Below are 20,138 nucleotides of genomic sequence, written 5' to 3' on the forward strand. Positions count from 1 at the left end.
TAACAATTTAAAATACAGTTAATTTGTGTTTTGTTTTTTCAAGGCACTAAAGTACAAACAGTTTGGCAAATATGGCTAAAAAAAAAACGAGTTTAATTTATTATAATGGGCAATTTTACCGGCAAAATACCGCTATTTTTAATGCCAGCAACCGAGCTTTTAAATACGGCGATGGAATTTTTGAAACCATTGCACTATTGAGCGGCAAATTAATGCTTTGGCCTTACCATGTACAAAGGTTTTTATCCGGATTAAACTGCTTGGGATTAGTTTTACCCGAAGCACTAAACCCTAATTTTTTTCCGGATGCCCTGCCACAGCTACTCCATCAAACCGCTGCCCAAAACAACTGCCCTCAAAATGCCCGGCTTAGGCTTACCGTTTTTAGGTATGCCACCGGCTTTTATGCACCCAACGCCGACACCGCCCACGTATTAATAGAAGCTACCCCTTTGCCTTACAACCAATTTCCTGAGCCACAAAATATATCCGGAAATATTACCATTTACAACCAACACCTAAAACCAATTCCATCGTTGCTCGGAAGCCTTAAAACGACAAATGCCTTATTGTATGTTTTGGCTGCCCGCTATGCCCAGCAAAATGGGTATGCCGATGCCCTGCTACAAAACCAATATCACCACCTTATTGAAAGTAGTAATTCGGGATTAATTATTGTCCGGAACAATCATTTTTACACTCCCCCGCCCCAAGACGGAGCAGTACATAGTGTAATGGTGGCTGCTTTAGCTAATTTATTAGCGGCTAATGACTTGTCGTTAAATTACCAGTCGTTAAGTACAAAACATGTTGCTGAGGCGCACGAGATTTGGCTTTGCAACGCTATTGCCGGAATTCGGCCGGTTCAGTTGGCCGATACCTATTATTTGCATAATCAACAATACAGCAAAGCACATTTTTGGGTGCAACAACTAAACAAATGGCTTTTTGCGTAAATTTGCAGCGTGTTGTTATCGCTATCCCTGTCGCAAATTGTCAACTTAACCAATGCTTTTTTCCATATTGGCAGTGCTTGTAATACGCAGCAGGCAATGGCATGGCAACCTGCCTATTTAAGTACCGACAGTCGGCATATTGTATATCCCAAACAATCGTTATTTATAGCCTTGCAGGGGCCTAACCACAATGGCCATTTATTTATTGAAGAGGCATATCAAAAACAAATCAGGTTTTTTTTAGTAGCCGAGCAACCACTTGCTACTCAAAATTACCCCGATGCAGTTTTTTTGTGTGTAAACAATACCTTACAGGCTTTACAGCAAATTGCAGCCGCACACAGGGCATTATTTCAATTGCCGGTTTTAGGTATAACGGGCAGTAACGGAAAAACGGTAGTCAAAGAGTGGTTGTATCAATGCCTGTCGAACGATTTTTCAATTGCCCGAAGCCCTAAAAGTTACAATTCGCAGGTGGGTGTGCCTTTGTCGGTATGGCAAATAAAAGAGCATCATAATTTAGCCATTATTGAAGCGGGCATTTCACAACCTAACGAAATGGAAAAATTGGCTGCCATTATAAAGCCAACTATTGGCTTGTTAACTAATATTGGCGATGCCCACAACGAAGGCTTTGCCAACCACGCGCACAAAACTACCGAAAAATTGCAACTGTTTAAACAGGCACAAACCGTACTTTATTGCGCCAATTATACCATTATAACAACAAGCTGGGAAGCAACAAAACAAAACCCGCAAAACGCAGGGGCGTTTAAGGCCCAACTTTTCACCTGGGCAAATGAAGAGATGCCTTATCTTGGAAATCCTGATTGGTTGATAAAATTAGTAACCGAGCCAAACAATACTCCAAACACAACCCTAATACAAGGGCAATTTAGACAAAAAAGCACCCGGTTTAAAATACCATTTACCGACCCGGCATCTGTAGAAAACGCCCTGCATGTGGCTTTTTATTTGTTAGTGGTTGGAGGCTATGAAATTGATATTATAGAGCAAAAACTGGCAAATTTGCAGCCTGTTGCCATGCGTTTGTCGGTGTTGGCGGGTATTAACCAATGTACACTTATTGATGATGTGTATAGCAGCGACCCCCAATCTTTGCAAAGTGCGTTGCAACTGTTGGCACAACAAGGACAAAATGCCCCCCGGACGGTTATTTTGTCGGATATGGCAACCGAACAAGATGATTTTTATGAGCATAGTTTACCAGATTTATTGACGCAGTTTGCTATTACAAAATTTATGGCCATTGGTCCAAAATTGGCCAGATATAAAAAAACGATACAAGCAGCCATAGAAACAAAACAAAATAAAAATAAAGGTAAAGGTGTAGCATTTTTTTATCCGGATGTAAACGAATTTTTAAACCATCGCCCCGATTTTAACAAAGAAATAATTCTAATAAAAGGTGCTCGTAGTTTTGCTTTCGAACGTATTGTGCAGGCCTTAGCGCTTAAAACACATAATACGCGCTTAGAAATTAACCTCAATGCGTTAGCTCATAATTTACATGTATTTAGGCGGCAATTAAAAAGCAGTACTAAAATTATGGTTATGATAAAAGCGCTGGGCTATGGAAGCGGAAGCCACGAGGTTGCCCAATTATTACAATTTGCCCGCGCCGATTATTTAGGGGTGGCTTATCCGGACGAAGGGATTGCATTGCGGCAGGCAGGGGTGCAACTGCCCATCTTGGTAATGAACGCCCATCCGGCAACGTACAATATGCTAATTCAATACGGTTTGGAGCCCGAAATTTACAGTTTTGACGCCTTAAACCAATGGCTGCAAGCTGCTCAAAGCATCAATAATAAAGCACTGCCGCCTAAAATACACCTCAAATTAGATACCGGTATGCACCGCTTAGGCTTTGACCCTGCCGATACCCCAACATTATTGGCTTGGCTGGCGCAACACAAACAAATAGTAACCGTTGCCGGACTTATGACCCACCTTGCCGCCTCGGACGAGCCTCAACACGATGCCTTTACCCAAGAACAAATAGCTATTTTTTGCCATTTTTGCCAACAAGTAAGGGCTGTTTTGGGCTATAAACTGCTTTGCCATGCTTTAAATACCAGTGGAATAGCGCGGTTTGCCCAACAAGCCCAGTTCGATATGGTGCGCTTGGGTATTGGCTTATACGGCATTGAACCTGCAGGGGTGTTGCAACACGAGCTAATGGTGGTTAGCAGTTTAAAAACACATATATCGCAAATAAAAACGCTGGCGCCCGGCCAAACGGTTGGCTATGGCAGGCGTGGTCAGGTGTTAAAACATAGTCGCATTGGCACCATTGGGCTTGGCTATGCCGATGGGTTTCCGCGCCGCTTGGGCAATGGCAATGGGGCTGTTTGGGTAGGCGGGGCCTTGGCACCCATTATTGGCAACGTTTGTATGGATATGACCATGATTGACCTTACCCATTTGCCGCACGTTACCGAAAATGAGGAAGTAGAAATTTTTGGCTCGAACCTGCCCGTTCAAGAAGTGGCAAAATGGCTGCAAACTATTGCCTACGAAGTATTTACCAATGTTGCCGGACGGGTAAAAAGAATTTATTTTTGGGAATAAGCCTGATAAAACAGAAATACCAACTGTATTTTAGCCCTAAGTAAAAAATTTAGATGTGATGAAAATTAAAATATCCGGATAAAACAGTAACCTTTGAAGGACTTCTCTATCTAAATTGAAGAAACCAAAATCTCGAACATCTTTTTTACAAGCATAATTTTTTTTATGAAATTTTACCGTTCTATTTACTTCTTAGCTATTTTTTCGGCGGCTATGGTGCTGATTAATAGTTGTAACACCGCCGTAACGCCGCCAACATTTGTAACCATGCGCGATGTGCGATTTGCCGGCATTAAAGGCAATAGTGTACATATTAAAGGCAATGCCATATTTAATAACCCAAATGCTTTTAGCGTGGATTTGGTGAAGCTAAACCTCGTTTTAAAATCGGAAGGGAAAGATATTGGGCGCATAAACCAAGATACCTTAGTTAATATGCCAGCCAGCGGCGAGTTCCCAATTCCAATTACCGCCAATTTGACCTTTAAAGAAGGCGGCAACTTGTTTAACCAAGCCTTAGGTTTGTTAACCAAAAACGAGATAGTGGTGCAATATAGTGGAACGGCAACCTTAAAAGTAGTAGGTGTCGAAATTCCGGTACCGGTTAATACCGAACAAAAAATTTCGTTATAAGATATAAATAATGGTTTGTTCAACAAATTCTATATTTTTACCTAAATCTATTGCTTTCAATTGCAGCGCACAAAAAAATAAAAATTTGCCGGGTCAAAAATACTTTGTACCTTTGCAGCCGGCGAGCCTTGCAGCGCAAGCTCCCGCTGAACTCCCCCAGGGTCGGAAGGCAGCAAGGGTAGGCGGTTGATGCGGCGTGTGCGAGTAACTCGCCTTTTTTTATTTGTTTTAGGTTTGCTTTAAGTACAAACTTTAACCAATCATGCTGCCCCAATTTAGCCATGCAAAGCCTAACGCCCCCATTGGCGTTTACGACTCGGGGGTTGGCGGTTTAACAGTAGCCAACGGCATAGTGCAGCAGCTTAAAAACGAGCAACTTATTTATTACGGCGATACCGCCCACATGCCCTACGGCGACAAAAGCGACGTAGCCATTCGCCATTATGCCCACCGCGTGGCCGATTTTTTGCTGGCGCAGGGTTGCAAAGCAATGGTTATTGCTTGTAATACAGCATCGGCGGTAGCGTGCAATAGTTTGCAAAAATACTTACATCAGCGCATTCCGGTAGTAGATGTAATTGTGCCGGTTTCTGAGGCGGTAGTGGCAGCTAATTTACAAAAAGTAGGCATTATTGCCACCCCTCAAACCATAAAAACAGGCGCTTACCCCAAACAATTACAGCAATTACAACCCAATTTACAGTTAGTGCAAAAGGCGGCAAAATCATTAGCAGCTATTATTGAAGAGGGTATGTACCAAAGTCCAGCCGCTATTGATGCCATTATCGAATATTATTTGAACGACCCCAATTTTGACGGCGTACAAGGTTTAGTTTTGGCTTGCACCCATTACCCGATTATTAAAACAAATATCGAGGCGTTTTTTATCCGGAAAAAAAGGCAGGTGCAAATTTTCGACTCCACCCATACCGTAGCCAAGCAAGTAGCCCATATTTTGCAAACTTACAACCTGCTTAACACTTCCGGAAAAAAACCGGTGCACCAATTTTATGTATCAGACTATACCGCTGCTTTTGAACAAACGGCGCAAATTTTTTTCGGGCAAAATATTCATTTGCAAGAAATGATTTTACACCAAGCCACCGATATTATTTAAACAAAGCTATTTGACCCAGCGGTAACGGCAATATTTTAAAATTCAAAGCAGCCAATATCGGGTTGGGCATCGCGGGTTTTGCCCAACAAATCGGCGGGGGCGGGCTGTGCCAAGGGGTTTGTAGTTTCAACATTGGGCAATCCGGCATTAATAGTGGGGGCGTTTTCCTTAGGGCGATAGTCGTCTTGCGAAATATCGGCAAACAAATTACCGCGATACAAATTGAACAAACAATTATGAAAAATTGGGTTGGTAGTGGTTTCTTTTGTCCGGATAACGGAGTTATAAAACTGCACGTTAAACGTATCTACTGCCGGCCCTGTGTAGTTTTGGGTTTTGGTAATATCGGTTAATTCAAGGTTTTCGTCTTCGCCGCCATCAATAATACAGTTGTAAAATTGGGCTTCGGTAATATTGCTCAAATAAAGCTGGGTGCCGGTATCAAAATAATTGCCCACTCTAATAATGGGTTTGCCGTCAAAACTGTTGCCGCCGTAATTAAGCAAATGGCAATGATTAAACGCGCTAAATCCGCCGTATTCGAGTTGCAAAACATGTTTGCCGCAGTTGTAAATAAAGGTATTGGTAGCCGATATTACCGCCGTGATGCCAATAATGCCCGAGTCGCTAATATTGCGAATAATACTATTTTGAACTTGCAAATTGGGCGCAGTTCCGGATATAGGCAGCGAATCAATGCGAATGCCTACAACGCTGTTTTCAATTAATGCACCTGTTATTTGGTTATTGGTACTGCCGCGCAAAAGCCAAATACCGCCCCATTGCCCTGGCACTTTTTTATACCATTGCTCAAGCCTTGTGCCCTTAAACTGTACCCAGGTGCTCGTATCTTGGCCGCCCGAAACACGCAAACTACCTTTTACAAAAATAAATGCGTTATTGTGCAGGTAAATACGGGTTCCTTGCTCAATGGTAAGCGTGCGCAGCGAGTCAATAATAATGCCATCGTAAATTACGTAGGGTTTGTCGTTTGTCCAGGTGGTGTCGGCGGTGGTGCCAACTAAGTAGCCATTGGGGGTGTTGGGGCCAAAAAAATGGGCATTTTGCCCCCATGCCACTAACGGAACGTATTGCAAATTGCCGTTGGTTTCAAAAATAACCGAGTCTTGCACCACAAAAGGCGTATTTAAATCGGTGGGGTCTATGGTAACTTCAACAAAAATATACAAGCTGTCGTTTGCCCAAAGCTCTACGTCTTTAAATTCGTAGCCATTTATGCCATCTACGTTAATGCGGTAAGCCGATTGACTGCCGTTTCCTAAGCGAATATTTGAAATTTTTACTTTTGAGGCCGATTTGTTAAAGGCTAAAAAATAATTAGTCGTTGACCCCATAGTGGTAAACACCGTATCAAATTGCAAAGTGTCGTCCGAGAAGGTAAGTTTTATGTCGGGGTCGTCTGTAAAAACATCGTTTAAGGTGCAACTATGGCACAAAAAAATTATAAAACTTAACAGTAAACCAAAAAACAGGGCAAACCTATGCTTGAAAGCAAATTTTAGTTGCATGAAAAAAAACACAAAATAAACAATAACAAACTAACAACAACTATAACAATAAATGTTGCCGCAAATAAACAAGCTATTTAATTGAAAAGCAAATTTGCAGTAAAAATAATAAAATTGAGCAGTTTGTTTAATACAGAGGGCAAAAATACAACCATCGTTGCAAGTTTGGGTAATTTTTGAATGAGGATAATAAAATAGATGATTTGTTGTGGCAGAAAACCAACCCTTTTTACAAAAGGCAGGCCGGTATTTTTTATTCCCATCCGGATACTTGCTATTGCTTAGAACATAAAATAATCAACAAGACTTGCCTCCAAAATTTTATTCTTAAAAATGTTCCGGATAACGTGAGTTCGGAGATTTACTTAGTAAATTTTAGCAAGATCTACTTGAGGTTTATTGGGGTAAAACTGATAGGCTACCAAGCTAGCGACTATATGGACAAAAAAGCATTCTGTGGTTTTCTGTGTCTGGTATGTTCTAAGTCAAAAACCGAGGTCAAAATATCATTAATGGCTTCAATCATAGGTCTTTTTTTTCAATAAGAGCCTTTCTTCTAAAGACATTAGTCTGTTTTTCATATTCTTTTGACCTTGGTAATTATTTTTAGTCCTTTTTCAAAAAAGTTGTTCCATAAGGTAGTCAAATAGCCTTTATCGCCAAACAATGTGCCTGATATTTTCTCTAATAGCTTGTTTAAGAGGTCTTTACTATTGTCTGCCACCTGTCCTGTAGTCAAAGCAAAGTCCACGATTTGTCCTTTGTGATTGACTATCAGGTGGAGCTTAAAGCCGAAAAACCACCCCATAGAAGATTTTCCTTTCGAGGCGGTTTGAGCAAAAACTTTATGTTGCTTGGCTCGCAGCATGTCACAAACAGGTAGCGCTTTGGCATCTATGTAATAAATTCCTGTTTTTTCTGCTTGCTGGCAGGTTAATTTGGCTAAAATCGCCATAGGAAGAGCAACCCGTTCTATTAACTCTATAAAATAGTTGTAGGATGGGGCAGTAGGAAAATAGGTCTTTAAGTCATTCAAAACCAATGCTTTATAGTAATATTCAAAACATTTATAGCCCGAATAGTGGTAGAAAATCAGAATCGTAAGTATCTCACTTTCCGAAATTTTGGGCACACTACGAGGCCGTGGCATTGTTTTACCTTCGCTAAGCCAATGCTGAGCAACCCATTGTTGCATCAGCAAACAGGCATTATCTACAAAAAAAATAATTCAAATAACATGGACACATCAAATTTTGTATCTTTGGACTTCATAAAAACAGGGGGTAGTATTTGTTTGCAGTTTTGGACACTACAAAGATAACTATGCTCCTGTTTTTATTCCTATCAACTATACTAATCCCCCTATTTTTTATAGCTTAGCTCCGAATTCACGTTCCGGATAGTATCATTTTTTAAAAGTTTTGCCTTAATTTTGTGTATATCGCTGTGCATAAGTGGCAAAAAATGACATTTTGCTGTGCATAAACCTACCTCATAGGTGAATAAATATTTTTTACCTCCCTAAATAATAGGGCTAAGCCTGTGTATATATTTTTATCGGCTGTTAGCATACACCTCATTTTACAAAATCCTAATTTTACACGCTCATTTGGTTTTTACCATTGCTGCCATTGCCCCAAATAAATTGTTAATACAAGCAACCAACTCCTAAATAATAAAAATGAGCGACGACTTACAAACTCTTATAGGAAAAGTGCGCACCCAAGCCACTGGAAATAATAACCGCCAACAGCCAAACTTAACTAACACATTAGGCCTCGATTTGGTGCCGCCTCAAGCCCGCGACTTAGAAGAAGCTGTGCTTGGCGCCATGTTATTAGACAAAGAAGCCGTTGCCACAATTATTGATATTTTAAAACCCGAATGTTTTTACGTCGAGGGGCACCAGGCGGTTTACCAAGCCATGCTCGATTTGTTTAACAAGTCGCAACCTATTGACCTGCTAACCGTTACCGAGCAACTGCGAAAAAATGCGACCATAGACCAGGCCGGCGGCTCAATGGGGGTGTCTATGCTAACAAGGCGCGTTGGGGCATCGGCACACTTAGAGCATCATGCACACATAATTATTGAAAAACATATATTGCGCCAATTAATTCAGGTGTCTAACTTAATTAGCCGCGAAGCCTTTGAAAATACAACCGATGTATTTGATTTATTGAACAAAGCCGAACGCGAACTTTTTGTGATTACCGAGCGCAATATTAACCGAAAAGTAAGACCCATTAACAATCTGGTGCACGAAGCCCTGCAACGCATGGAAGAACTGCGCCACAAAGAAGATGGGTTAAGCGGCGTACCCTCAGGGTTTACCCAGTTAGACCGCATAACCGCCGGATGGCAAAAATCGGACCTCATAATATTAGCCGCTCGCCCCGGCATGGGTAAAACGAGTTTTGTTTTGTCAATGGCACGCAACGTCGCCGTTGATTTTAAACGACCCGTAGCTATTTTTTCGCTCGAAATGCCCGCCGTACAATTAGTAAACCGCTTAATATCTGGCGAAACCGGTATTAACCTCGAAAAACTGCGCCGAGGCGACATGCAAGAGTTTGAATGGATACAACTTTACCAAAAAATTGACCCTCTAACCCAAGCCCCCATTTTTATTGACGATACCCCCTCGATTAATATTTTTGAATTGCGGGCAAAATGTCGCCGGATGGTAATGCAACACAAAGTTGAACTAATTATTATTGACTATTTACAATTAATGAGCGGAGGCCAAGAGGGTAGAAATACTAACCGCGAACAAGAAATAAGCTTTATTTCGCGCTCGTTAAAAAGTATTGCCAAAGAGTTAGAAGTGCCAATTATTGCCTTGTCGCAGCTAAACCGCGCCGTTGAAAGCCGAAGTGGCGAAAAACGCCCCCAACTTAGCGACCTGCGCGAGTCGGGGTCTATTGAGCAAGATGCCGATATGGTTACCTTTTTATACCGCCCCGATTATTACGAAATGAACAAAGATGGTGGCGGTGCTGAACAAACCGGCTTAACAGAGGTTATTATATCTAAACATCGTAACGGCTCAACAGGCAAAGTAAATATTCAATTTATTGCTAAATTTGCCCGCTTTGTTGATTTAGATGAAAACGAACTGTTTGTTGGCGTTGACCCACTTTTGAGCGGAGATGGAGTGGTTACTATGCAATCGAAGGGCAACGGCAATATTTTGAGCACCAACGGCGGCAATAACCTGCCTCCTTTGCCTCCCGATGACGAAGTGCCGTTCTAAATTTATATCCGGATACTATTGTTTTTTGTTTATCTATTCTATTTATTTTACCAGGCAATTATTATATATAAAGAATGCGCTTATTTGACCAAGGGTGGTGCGAGCTAAAATTATTTTTAAGAAAACAATTTGCAACTGCCATTCTTAAATCCGGATGCTTTGGAGCAGTGGTGTTATCAGCCTTAATTTTTTTTACTTTTGTGGGCTGTCAAAATTTAGACGGAGCCTTAATAAACGGCATGAAAGCCCCCAATATCACTTTGCCCGATACTTTGGGAAATAGTTTATCGTTAGACAGTATCCGGCAAAATAAAATTGTAATTGTCGATTTTTGGGCTTCGTGGTGCAAACCTTGCCTTGAAACACACGAGCAATTAAAAGAAATTTATGCCGAATGGAAAGACAAACCCATTGGGGAGGCAAAATCCGGATTAACTATTTACAGCGTTTCGCTCGACTCAAAACCCGATGAATGGAAAAATGCCCTACACAAATATCAAATTACTTGGCCCTATCAGGTAAACGACCCTAAAGCACTAAGCTCGGCAGTAGCACAGCAATATATTGTAAACCAAGTGCCCACAATTTATGTGCTTGACCAAAACGGCATTGTAATTGGCAAAAATATTACCCGCAAATGGCTTGACTACGAGCTAAAACGGCGCAATTAAAACCCACCACCCGACACAGTTACACGCACTTATGCCAAATTCTGTCAAATTGGCATAAAGTTTTCTGTGGCAAGCTATTTGCGTTGTTAATCCAAGATTACTTATAAAAGAAAATATTAAATTTATTAATATTTCAATCACGCCTTATATTTTACTGAATATTGTTTTTTACTTATTTAAATAATTATGCACACTAATCCCATGCCCGAAATAGTTGACGACAACAAAAACAACAATAACGATAGCAAAAACGGTGCTAACATAAATACTAATACCGATACCACCCCGCAAACAGGATTAACCCCCGACAATGATAGCGAATTAACGCAAAAATTAGCTGCCTTAGAACAAGAAAAGCAAGATTGGTACAACAAATACATTTATAAATATGCCGAGTACGAAAATATCCGGAAAAAAATGCCTGCCGAGATGGACAAAGCCCGGCAACAAACACGCATTGATTTAGCACGCGATATTTTATTCATATTAGACGATTTTGAACTTGCATTTAAAAACACAGCCGACAAATCATTATCGGAGGGCTTTGAGCTTATATATCATAAATTTTTAAAAACAATGCAACAATGGGGCATAACCCCCATGGACAACCAACAAGGCCAGCCCTTTAATGCCGATTTGCACGATGCGGTAGCCCTTGTGCCGGCATCGTTACCCGAGCAAGCCAATACCGTAATTGAAGAGTTACAACGCGGCTATTTTTGTGGCGAAACTATTATTCGGTATGCTAAGGTAGTAGTTGGCCAATACCAAAGCTAATAATTTATCCTAACAGTCAAATAAATAGACAATCATAAGCGCTAACTTCTTTTACTACCATCAACAAACAACAACAAAAAATTTTACAACCCAAATAAATGGCAAATAAACGAGATTATTACGAAATATTAGGCGTAACAAAAAAATCAACTGCCGAAGAAATAAAAAAGGCCTACCGGAAAGTGGCTATGCAATACCACCCCGACCGCAATCCGGGCGACAAAACTGCCGAAGATAAATTTAAAGAAGCTGCCGAAGCTTATGAAATATTAAGCGACGCCGACAAACGCGCAAGGTACGACAGCTATGGCCACGAAGGTATGCGCGGCATGGGCGGGCAAGGTGGTTTTGACGGCATGAATGTTGAGGATATATTTAGGCATTTTGGCGATATTTTTGGCGGTGGTGGCTTTGAAAATATATTTAACCGGCAACAAGGAGGGGGCGGCCAACGCTCGGGAGGGCCACGCGGCTCGAATTTGCGCATTAAGGTAAAGTTAGACTTGGCCGAAATTGCCACGGGCACCCAAAAGAAAATAAAAGTAAACAAATACATTCGTTGCAATATCTGTAACGGCTCGGGGGCAAAAGATGCCGCCTCGGTGGGGCGGTGTACTACCTGCGGAGGGGCAGGTGCAATAAGGCGTACCCAACAAACCATTTTGGGTATGATGCAAACAACTACCACCTGCCCAACCTGCGATGGCTCGGGGCAGTCAATTACGGCCAAATGTACCGCCTGCAAAGGCGAAGGGCGCGTTTACGGCGAAGATAATATTAGTATAGACATTCCGGCCGGAGTACACGAAGGTATTCAACTTTCGATGAGCGGCAAAGGAAATATGGGCGAACGCAATGGCCCACCCGGCGACCTTATAATAACAATTGAAGAGGAAAAACACGAACATCTGCGCCGCGAAGGGCAAGACCTTGTTTATACTTTGTTTGTAAATTTTGCCGATGCTGCCTTGGGCACCAATATTGACGTGCCCACTTTGACGGGCAAGGTTAAAATTAAAATACCACCCGGCACACAGTCGGGTAAAATTTTTAGACTTAAAGGCAAAGGGCTACCCTCGTTAAATAGCTACGGCAGTGGCGACCAACTCATTGAAGTAAATATTTGGACCCCCAAGCATTTAGACCAAAACGACCGCACCATCCTCGAAAAAATTAAGGATATGCCTAATTTCCAGCCCAACCCTTCAAAAAGCGACAAAGGTTTTTTTGACCGTGTGCGCGATTTTTTTGACTAAATTAAACGCGGCAGGGGTACAATATCCAAATAAAAATTGTACCTTTGCCCTCCATTTCCGGACAAATGCAGGGTTTCTCAACAAAACTCTTCTTTGGCCTCCATAAACAACTATCAATTAGTTTTTTTATTTTTTTAATTAGTATTTACACACACGCCATTTATTGCCTTGCAACAAAGTATTAATTGGCAAGTGTTGAATATAATATAGTATAGTATTGTTTTAACGTATGAAACGCACTTTTCAACCCTCGAACCGCAAGCGCAAAAATAAACACGGCTTTCGTGAGCGCATGAGCACCAAAGCTGGCCGTGCTATTTTATCGGCCCGCCGTCGCCAAGGCCGCAAAAAATTATCTGTTTCTGACGAGCGCAAACTAAAATAACCAACCACTTGTTTAGCCCGTTTATTTAGCTTGGTTAGTTAAATAAATTTGGCTTTTTAGTGCCATTATAGCGTGCCGCTGCTTACTTTTGTGCAACAAAGTAGGCAGCGGCATTTTGAGCATTAGGCAATGCCATAACTGCAATTAAAATAAAATTGTAATTTTGTCTGTTATAATATTTTTTTTTCGTTGACAGTTCGAAGGATTAAATGGTAAATTTATCCGGAAAAATAGTAGCATCAATATATTATCCGGATTTAAGCCTTAAACAACAACCTTATGAAACTTGACAAATACCTATGTAATTATGCTTAAATTTTTACTCAATTTTTTAACCTTTTTAAGTTTTATTTTAATATTGCCGGCCCAAGCCCAAGACACGTTTTCAATTATTGCCGTTGACACCTTAACGGGCGAGGTTGGCGGCGCTGGCGCAAGTTGTATTGACGATAGCGCAATTAGTGGCGGCGTTGTAATTATAAACGATATTTTACCTAACCGGGGCGGCATTCATACCCAATCGTACTGGGTGGCTACCAACCAAATTAATGCCCGAAAACGCATGGAAGAAGGCAAATCGCCCGACGAAATTATAGCATGGCTGCAAGCAAACGACTCCCAAAACAATCCAGCTATTAGGCAATATGGCATAGTTGATTTTGATTCGTTGGGCAAGGCACGTTCGGCAGGGTTTACAGGTATAAGCTGCTTCGACTATAAAAACCATATTGTTGGCCCAACCTATGCCATACAAGGTAATATTTTATTGGGGCAGGCTATCCTCGACTCTATAGAAGCCCGATTTTTAAATACGTCAGGCACCTTATCCGACCGACTTATGGCCGCTTTGCAGGGTGCCAATGTACCCGGAGCCGATACCCGCTGCTTAGAAGATGGTATCTCGTCTTTGTCGTCGTTTATTAGAGTGGCAAAACCTACAGACGAGTATAAAAAATACTGGCTCGAAATTATTGTACCCAATACCCCCGATTTAAACGAGCCCATAGATATATTGCAAGAGTTGTACGACCAATGGAAAACAACCTTGCAAACGCCCAACCATCCGGATAAAAACAGTAAACAGCCTGTTTTATGGGTGTACCCCAACCCCGCAACCGAGCAACAACAACATTTTATATCGATTGCCGCCAATAATTTACAACCAAACACAAATCATCATATTGAAATTTCAAATAATATTGGACAAGTTTTTTGGAAAAATAACTGCAACCAAAGCGTTCAAAAAATAAACATCCAAAACTGGCCAAACGGGGTGTATTTTGTCCAACTTTTTGCCGAAAACCAACCCATTAAACAGATGCAATTAGTAAAACAATAAGTATCTTTGCACAATGCAACTATACACCATCGAAACCGGATTTTTTAAGTTAGACGGTGGCGCTATGTTTGGCGTTGTTCCGAAAACTATTTGGCAAAAACTTAACCCGCCCGATGCCAACAACCTTTGTACTTGGGCTATGCGTTGCCTGTTAGTGCAAACCAATAACCACTTGTTACTTGTAGATTGTGGCTTGGGCAACAAGCAAAGCGAGCAGTTTTTTAGTCATTACCAACCATTTGGCGAGGCAAATTTAACTAAATCTTTGGCCGCGCATGGTTTTCATCCGGACGATATTACAGACGTACTGCTTACCCATTTGCATTTTGACCATTGTGGCGGCGCAGTCCAAAGGCTTCCGGATGGGAAATTAGCCCCGACTTTTAAAAATGCGGTTTATTGGAGCAACGAACAACATTGGCAATTAGCCAACCAACCCAATCCCCGCGAAAAAGCCTCGTTTTTGCCCGAAAATTTTTTGCCCCTACAAGCGAGCGGGCAATTGCAATTTGCTGCCGAAGGTGTTTTTTTACATCCACACATTGAGTTGATATTTTCAAACGGGCATACGCAGGCTCTAATGATGCCACACGTTAAATATAAAAATTATACGATTGCCTATATTAGCGATTTAATGCCTTCGTCGCACCATGCGCGGCTGCCCTACGTTATGGCCTACGACACCCAGCCCTTGGTTACTATGGCCGAAAAACAAGCCCTTTACCAAAGGGCCGCTGCACACCAAAATTATGTGCTGTTTTTTGAACACGACCCCCAAATTGCCTGCGCTACCTTACAGCCATCTGAAAAAGGTGGCGGCATGGTTATTAACCAAACTTTTGCTTTAGAGGAACTGTAACGAAGGAAATAAATTGCTAATAATAAAATTAGCCTTGTTTTAGTTTTGGAGTGTAATAAACGGGCAGTGCATTTTCCGGATATTTAAAAACTAAGCACCTTCAACAAAGTAATTCCTAAAATAAAACAAAAATAAAAAACTCGGCAGAAACTTATATCAATAAGTACTGCCGAGTTTTTTAAACGACAAACCAAAAACTATACAGATATTTCTATTTAATTTGATTAGGAGGTTGGTTATCTATAACCTTTTGCTTTTGGTGCGCCTTTTGTACGGTCGTGAGTGGGTGTAGGGGGAGCAGGTAGTTGTGGTTCGCCATAGATTAAGTCATCAACGGCTACTACATCAATGCTGCCACCATCGTTAGGCGAGCTGCCGTCATCTTCAAGCGGGGTGTTTCCAGTAGTTACTATAGCTTTGTGAACTATTGGCTTGCCAAAACTAACCCCTACAAATGACAGGCCTTTATCGAGTGTTAAATAGTCGAATTTACCTAAACTATTGCCATCAATATCAAAGTATTCGATGGTGCTTTTTTTGGCTAAATCCACATCGCAAAGTACGGCACCAAAACCAGATACAACAGCGGGTGTTTCCGTTCCGGATATAAAAAATTCGATCACAAAATTATTATGGTCTAAATAGCTAAATAAACGCTCGGCCGAGAAAGTTGTAAATTCTTTTGCGTAGCTGGGGTTTAAACTGCCGAACCGAACAGGCGTGTTTGTTGGATTTTCTGAGTCGGCACTCATCCGGAAACCCTTAAGGTCGTCGCCTTCGGGTGTTGAAAATACAGCACCGCGTTTTGAATTAACATTAAAAAAATCGACTGGAAAATCTTGTGGGTCAGAGACTTTATCAGGTGCGCCATCCCAGTTAATTTCGCGGCGGCCAGTGGTTAAAGTGCCCGATGCGTCTGTGCCGTTGTTTTGGCCACCTAAATCTTTTTTAAACTTTTCGACAATTGCAGTTAAGTCGGCGGTATTTTTACCAGTTCCGCGCCTTGGGGTTACGCTGTTGCCGTAAGGAGTTTGAGCATTGATATTGGCTAAAGCCACTAAAGTTAAGACGAGGGTTAAAACTAAGTTTTTCATTAGGATTTCAATGTTTAAAAATAAGAAGTGAATTAATTTGATTTTTTTGGCTGTGGACAATCTGTATTAAGGTAAGTTTATAGATACAATCTTAGAGTAGTTGTTTGTTTCATCACATTCACTTACATAAACATAGGTTGGTAAATGCTCTTCGGCACAAGGAGAGTCTATGTACAATCGTATTTTAGCCTTGTTTTCTGATATCGGAATGCGTATGCCCATGCTTCCCTCAACAACCCTTGAAGCACCAGCATTTAAAGGGGCAAAACTCTGGCATCCGGCATAAAAGAAATTGTTTTCACCTAGCCGTCTGTATTCCGGCTCTAGGTTGCAAGTGGTACTTGCGCTTGAGCCACTATTTATTATCGTTGCACGGAAATTAACCGTGTATGCCCGATATGCTCCTGAATTGACAATTTTACCCTTGACAATAGATTGTACGGTGAATGTGGTAAAACGCAAATCTGCTTTTGAACAAAGTCCGGTAGGAGGATTTGAAATGGATATATCGTCGAGATTAAAAGGAGATTGAGCTTGAAGGCTCGTTCCGGATACAAGCAAGGCAAAGCAAAAAAATGTGCCAAGAATAGAAAAAGATTTCATGATTTGGGGACTTTGTTTTTTTGTTAATAATGATGTTTTTGTTTCAAAAAGCTTTTTGCTGGTGGTTAAAACTAAGTTTATCATTAGGATTTCAATGTTTAAAAATAAGAAATGAATTAATTTGATTTTGTTTGTTTTGATGCTACAAAAGTACATTTGCAAACAAAGCCATTAAAACCACATTTTAACCACGTTTTTAAACAGCCATAGGTATTATTTTTTTAAAAAAATAAAATAATATACTGACAATCAATAAGTTATAATTTTTAAAACAACGATTAATTGCCTTGTTTTTAAAAAAATAAATAGTTTTTTGCTTCAATTCGCCTTGTAAATTCAAATAAAAGGCCAAGTAAAGGAAATAATCTTCGAATTAAAACAACAAGGTTTTAATTAAATGAAGTAAAACGTTATTGATCCGGAAAAGGAATTCACTCAAAACTAAAGCGGCAAACTACCCCTCGTTTTGTAAGTGGTTATTTTTGTTAGATGGCGTAACCAAAATGCGGTCAACGCGGTTAAAGTCCATGTCAATAATTTCGAACAGGTAATCGCCAACGGTAAAACGTTCGCCGGTTTTGGGCAAGTGGTTAAGTTGTTTAATAGCAAATCCGGCTAAAGTAGTATAATCTTCATCTTGCTCGTCAAATTCGGGCAAAACAATATGGTCTTTCAGGTCTTCAATAGCAGTGCCAGCGTCTATTAGTAACGAGCCATCTTCGCGCACTACCAACCATTCGTCGTGTTCGGTGTCGTTAAGGTCGGGCAGGTCGCCAAAAATATTTTCCACCAAATCGTATAGGGTAATTAAGCCCGCTGTCGAGCCGTACTCATCTACTACAATTCCGGTATAAGTGCGTTTTTTTCTAAACTCTTCTAATACTTTAATTGCACGGCTGTTTTCGGGCACATAAACAGGTTTGTTTAACAGGGTTTGCAAGTCAAAATCTTCTTTGTTGTTGAGCAGTCGCAAAAACTCTTTGGCGGGCAAAATACCCAAAATATGGTCAATATCGCCATCGCAAATGGGTATTTTAGAGTGGGGCACTTCTAAAGTTTGCTGCCGCATTTCGTCTATTGACTCGCTAATATCAAACCAAATAATATCGCGCCGGTTAGTCATTATAGAGTTGGCTTTGCGGTCGGCAAATTTAAAAATTGAGTTGATCATTTCGTTTTCTTTGGCCTCGAAAGTGCCATGCTGAACGCCTTGTTCGATCATTAATTTTACCTCATCTTCTGAAATTGGTGACTCGACTTTTTCGCGTATCATCAACAATTTTAATACTACGCGGGTCGAAAAGCTTAAAAATGCCGAAATTGGGTAGGCAATGGCTGTTAAGATACGCACAAACGGCGACAAAATGATAGAAATACCTTCGGGGTTGGTTAAGCCAAGCGTTTTGGGTACTAACTCGCCTAATACCAACGACAAATAAGTAATAAACGTTACCGTACTACCAAAAGCTAACTGCTGCGCGTATGGTTGTAAGGCTTCAAACTGTTCAAAAAAGGGGCGTACCGTGTCGGTAAGTGCGGCCCCCCCGTATGCCCCCGATACCACGCCAATTAAGGTAATGCCAATTTGCATGGTCGAGAGTAATTGCTCGGGGCGTTTTAACAAATCTAATGCCGACGATGCACCAAGGCTACCTTTGCGGGCTTTATCTTCTAATTTAATTTTGCGCGACGATACTAAGGCTATTTCGACTAAGGCGAAAAAACCGTTCAGTAAAACCAATAAAATTATAATAAGTAGTTCCACAATAAAATATTAAAACCCTTACCTAAAAATACAACTCAGGGTTATTATTATTGCCGTTTGTGTTGGGGTGGCAGTCAAAAAAAAAGCAAACAACATGCCTAAATAAAGGGCAAACCTATTTACGTGCTTAAATACGCGCTAAAGATAATGCAAAATTACAAAACAACACTCAAGTTTGAGTTAAGACACTGTGCTTTATGGTTTATTAGCCTTGTTTCGTGTAATTTTGTGCGGCAAATTCCGGATAGACATAAAACTACCACAGCCCTACAACACTACAAGTTTTTTTATCCGGATGTATTAGCCCAAACAAGACGCTGTTTCATTTTAAAACACATTACAACGGTCTCTGATTAATGTCGTCCTTATCATCATCATCATCATCATCGTTGTTGCCCATAATACGTGCCGGTGATACGGTTGTACTTGTTGCCCCTGCTTATAGCGTATCGGAGTCCACTTTGCAAATTGCCGTTAAAACTTATGAGAGCTGGGGTTTAAAGGTGCAATACAACGATCAAATTTTGGCGCAAAGCACTATTTATGCCGGCACCGATGCCCACCGGGCGCAAGTGCTTCAGGCGGCGCTAAACCACAAGCAAGCTAAGGCCATTATTTTTTTGCGCGGAGGGTATGGCACCGTTCGAGTTATTGATTTGCTGCGTTTTAACCAGTTTAAACGGTTTCCAAAATGGGTGGTAGGCTTTAGCGATACTACTGTTTTATTTGCGCGACTATTGCGAATGGGTTTTGCTTGCATTCATGCCACCATGCCTATAATGTTTGAAAACGCCACACCCCAAGCACTTGAAACGCTGCGTCAGGCCTTGTTTTCCGGAGAAAACCTTAATTACCAAACTTCCGCTCACCATTTAAACAGGTATGGCCAGGCCAATGGTCGCTTAATTGGTGGCAATTTATCAATATTATATAGTTTGCTAACCACCCGCGACCAACTTAAAACTAAAAATGCAATTTTATTTATTGAAGATGTAGGAGAATACATGTACCATATTGACCGCATGTTGATAACCTTAAAGCGGGGGGGGCATTTGGCAAATTTATCCGGATTAGTAGTTGGCAGCTTTACCCAAATGAATGACACGGCAACGCCATTTAATAAAACATGCTACGAAATCATTGCCGAGCATGTTGCTGCGTATTCCTATCCGGCGTTATATGGCTTGCCGGCTGGGCATCAACCCGATAATAGGGCTTTGTATTTAGGCTTGCCTGGCCAATTAGTTGTAAGTGAAAATGGCGCAAACTGGCAACAAAATATAGTCGGTATATAGAGGGATGA

17 protein-coding genes and 1 other RNA gene are annotated in these 20,138 nt (G+C 41.1%); 13 read left to right on the top strand and 5 right to left on the bottom strand.

Going from position 1 to position 20,138, the window contains the following annotated elements; all coding sequences use genetic code 11:
- The first annotated feature begins 71 nt into the window (after positions 1 to 71).
- The 5 genes from IPI59_06520 (at position 72) to murI (ending at position 5,301) form a co-directional block, all read left to right on the top strand.
- On the top strand, positions 72 to 956 hold the full coding sequence (locus tag IPI59_06520) for an aminotransferase class IV (GenBank protein ID MBK7527196.1): 885 nt from the start codon (positions 72 to 74) through the stop codon (positions 954 to 956).
- Positions 957 to 965: 9 nt separating this feature from the next.
- On the top strand, positions 966 to 3,551 hold the full coding sequence (locus IPI59_06525; GenBank protein ID MBK7527197.1) for a bifunctional UDP-N-acetylmuramoyl-tripeptide:D-alanyl-D-alanine ligase/alanine racemase: 2,586 nt from the start codon (positions 966 to 968) through the stop codon (positions 3,549 to 3,551).
- Positions 3,552 to 3,716: 165 nt separating this feature from the next.
- On the top strand, positions 3,717 to 4,184 hold the full coding sequence (locus tag IPI59_06530) for an LEA type 2 family protein (GenBank protein ID MBK7527198.1): 468 nt from the start codon (positions 3,717 to 3,719) through the stop codon (positions 4,182 to 4,184).
- Between the two features lie 117 nt (positions 4,185 to 4,301).
- An RNA gene (ffs, locus tag IPI59_06535) (signal recognition particle sRNA small type) lies at positions 4,302 to 4,404 on the top strand.
- Positions 4,405 to 4,446: 42 nt separating this feature from the next.
- On the top strand, positions 4,447 to 5,301 hold the full coding sequence (gene murI / locus IPI59_06540; GenBank protein ID MBK7527199.1) for a glutamate racemase: 855 nt from the start codon (positions 4,447 to 4,449) through the stop codon (positions 5,299 to 5,301).
- A gap of 35 nt (positions 5,302 to 5,336) precedes the next feature.
- On the opposite strand, the gene IPI59_06545 is transcribed toward murI, so the two are convergent.
- Both IPI59_06545 and IPI59_06550 read right to left on the bottom strand, forming a co-directional pair.
- A complete protein-coding gene (locus tag IPI59_06545) occupies positions 5,337 to 6,758 on the bottom strand; it encodes a hypothetical protein (protein ID MBK7527200.1) in 1,422 nt (473 codons plus the stop codon).
- Between the two features lie 649 nt (positions 6,759 to 7,407).
- The gene (locus IPI59_06550; protein MBK7527201.1) at positions 7,408 to 8,025 is read right to left on the bottom strand and encodes an IS982 family transposase; all 618 of its coding nucleotides are present in this window, start codon (positions 8,023 to 8,025) and stop codon (positions 7,408 to 7,410) included.
- A gap of 486 nt (positions 8,026 to 8,511) precedes the next feature.
- Here IPI59_06550 and dnaB point away from each other — a divergent pair, with 486 nt between their 5' ends.
- The 7 genes from dnaB (at position 8,512) to IPI59_06585 (ending at position 15,373) form a co-directional block, all read left to right on the top strand.
- Positions 8,512 to 10,086: a replicative DNA helicase gene (gene dnaB / locus IPI59_06555; protein ID MBK7527202.1), complete on the top strand. Its 1,575-nt coding sequence runs from the start codon at positions 8,512 to 8,514 to the stop codon at positions 10,084 to 10,086.
- 74 nt (positions 10,087 to 10,160) lie between these two features.
- Positions 10,161 to 10,757, top strand: a complete 597-nt coding sequence (locus IPI59_06560; GenBank protein ID MBK7527203.1) for a TlpA family protein disulfide reductase — start codon at positions 10,161 to 10,163, stop codon at positions 10,755 to 10,757.
- 186 nt (positions 10,758 to 10,943) lie between these two features.
- Positions 10,944 to 11,534: a nucleotide exchange factor GrpE gene (locus IPI59_06565; protein MBK7527204.1), complete on the top strand. Its 591-nt coding sequence runs from the start codon at positions 10,944 to 10,946 to the stop codon at positions 11,532 to 11,534.
- Positions 11,535 to 11,632: 98 nt separating this feature from the next.
- Positions 11,633 to 12,790 (top strand): molecular chaperone DnaJ, encoded by a 1,158-nt coding sequence (gene dnaJ, locus IPI59_06570; GenBank protein ID MBK7527205.1) that lies wholly within the window; start codon positions 11,633 to 11,635, stop codon positions 12,788 to 12,790.
- 229 nt (positions 12,791 to 13,019) lie between these two features.
- Positions 13,020 to 13,175, top strand: a complete 156-nt coding sequence (gene rpmH / locus IPI59_06575) for a 50S ribosomal protein L34 (GenBank protein ID MBK7527206.1) — start codon at positions 13,020 to 13,022, stop codon at positions 13,173 to 13,175.
- Positions 13,176 to 13,482: 307 nt separating this feature from the next.
- On the top strand, positions 13,483 to 14,514 hold the full coding sequence (locus tag IPI59_06580) for a DUF1028 domain-containing protein (GenBank protein ID MBK7527207.1): 1,032 nt from the start codon (positions 13,483 to 13,485) through the stop codon (positions 14,512 to 14,514).
- Positions 14,515 to 14,527: 13 nt separating this feature from the next.
- Complete coding sequence (locus IPI59_06585) at positions 14,528 to 15,373, top strand: MBL fold metallo-hydrolase (GenBank protein ID MBK7527208.1); 846 nt, start codon at positions 14,528 to 14,530, stop codon at positions 15,371 to 15,373.
- A 236-nt stretch (positions 15,374 to 15,609) separates the two neighbouring features.
- On the opposite strand, the gene IPI59_06590 is transcribed toward IPI59_06585, so the two are convergent.
- The 3 genes from IPI59_06590 to IPI59_06600 form a co-directional block, all read right to left on the bottom strand.
- Positions 15,610 to 16,467, bottom strand: a complete 858-nt coding sequence (locus IPI59_06590) for a hypothetical protein (protein ID MBK7527209.1) — start codon at positions 16,465 to 16,467, stop codon at positions 15,610 to 15,612.
- 66 nt (positions 16,468 to 16,533) lie between these two features.
- Positions 16,534 to 17,154 (bottom strand): hypothetical protein, encoded by a 621-nt coding sequence (locus tag IPI59_06595; protein MBK7527210.1) that lies wholly within the window; start codon positions 17,152 to 17,154, stop codon positions 16,534 to 16,536.
- Positions 17,155 to 17,524: 370 nt separating this feature from the next.
- Positions 17,525 to 18,835 (bottom strand): HlyC/CorC family transporter, encoded by a 1,311-nt coding sequence (locus IPI59_06600; protein ID MBK7527211.1) that lies wholly within the window; start codon positions 18,833 to 18,835, stop codon positions 17,525 to 17,527.
- Positions 18,836 to 19,191: 356 nt separating this feature from the next.
- Between IPI59_06600 and IPI59_06605 the strand changes: the two genes are divergently transcribed.
- Complete coding sequence (locus tag IPI59_06605; GenBank protein MBK7527212.1) at positions 19,192 to 20,130, top strand: LD-carboxypeptidase; 939 nt, start codon at positions 19,192 to 19,194, stop codon at positions 20,128 to 20,130.
- Positions 20,131 to 20,138: the final 8 nt, after the last annotated feature.

The sequence above is a fragment of the Sphingobacteriales bacterium genome, assembly GCA_016706405.1.
In the GTDB taxonomy this organism is placed as follows: domain Bacteria; phylum Bacteroidota; class Bacteroidia; order Chitinophagales; family UBA2359; genus BJ6.

Excerpts from the sequence above, each read along its gene's own strand:
- IPI59_06520 (MBK7527196.1), top strand. The coding sequence starts at position 72 with ATGGCTAAAAAAAAAACGAGTTTAATTTATTATAATGGGCAATTTTAC.
- IPI59_06530 (MBK7527198.1), top strand. The coding sequence starts at position 3,717 with ATGAAATTTTACCGTTCTATTTACTTCTTAGCTATTTTTTCGGCGGCT.
- murI (MBK7527199.1), top strand. The coding sequence starts at position 4,447 with ATGCTGCCCCAATTTAGCCATGCAAAGCCTAACGCCCCCATTGGCGTT.
- IPI59_06550 (MBK7527201.1), bottom strand. The coding sequence starts at position 8,025 with ATGCAACAATGGGTTGCTCAGCATTGGCTTAGCGAAGGTAAAACAATG.
- dnaB (MBK7527202.1), top strand. The coding sequence starts at position 8,512 with ATGAGCGACGACTTACAAACTCTTATAGGAAAAGTGCGCACCCAAGCC.
- IPI59_06560 (MBK7527203.1), top strand. The coding sequence starts at position 10,161 with ATGCGCTTATTTGACCAAGGGTGGTGCGAGCTAAAATTATTTTTAAGA.
- IPI59_06565 (MBK7527204.1), top strand. The coding sequence starts at position 10,944 with ATGCACACTAATCCCATGCCCGAAATAGTTGACGACAACAAAAACAAC.
- dnaJ (MBK7527205.1), top strand. The coding sequence starts at position 11,633 with ATGGCAAATAAACGAGATTATTACGAAATATTAGGCGTAACAAAAAAA.
- rpmH (MBK7527206.1), top strand. The coding sequence starts at position 13,020 with ATGAAACGCACTTTTCAACCCTCGAACCGCAAGCGCAAAAATAAACAC.
- IPI59_06580 (MBK7527207.1), top strand. The coding sequence starts at position 13,483 with ATGCTTAAATTTTTACTCAATTTTTTAACCTTTTTAAGTTTTATTTTA.
- IPI59_06585 (MBK7527208.1), top strand. The coding sequence starts at position 14,528 with ATGCAACTATACACCATCGAAACCGGATTTTTTAAGTTAGACGGTGGC.
- IPI59_06590 (MBK7527209.1), bottom strand. The coding sequence starts at position 16,467 with ATGAAAAACTTAGTTTTAACCCTCGTCTTAACTTTAGTGGCTTTAGCC.
- IPI59_06595 (MBK7527210.1), bottom strand. The coding sequence starts at position 17,154 with ATGATAAACTTAGTTTTAACCACCAGCAAAAAGCTTTTTGAAACAAAA.
- IPI59_06605 (MBK7527212.1), top strand. The coding sequence starts at position 19,192 with ATGTCGTCCTTATCATCATCATCATCATCATCGTTGTTGCCCATAATA.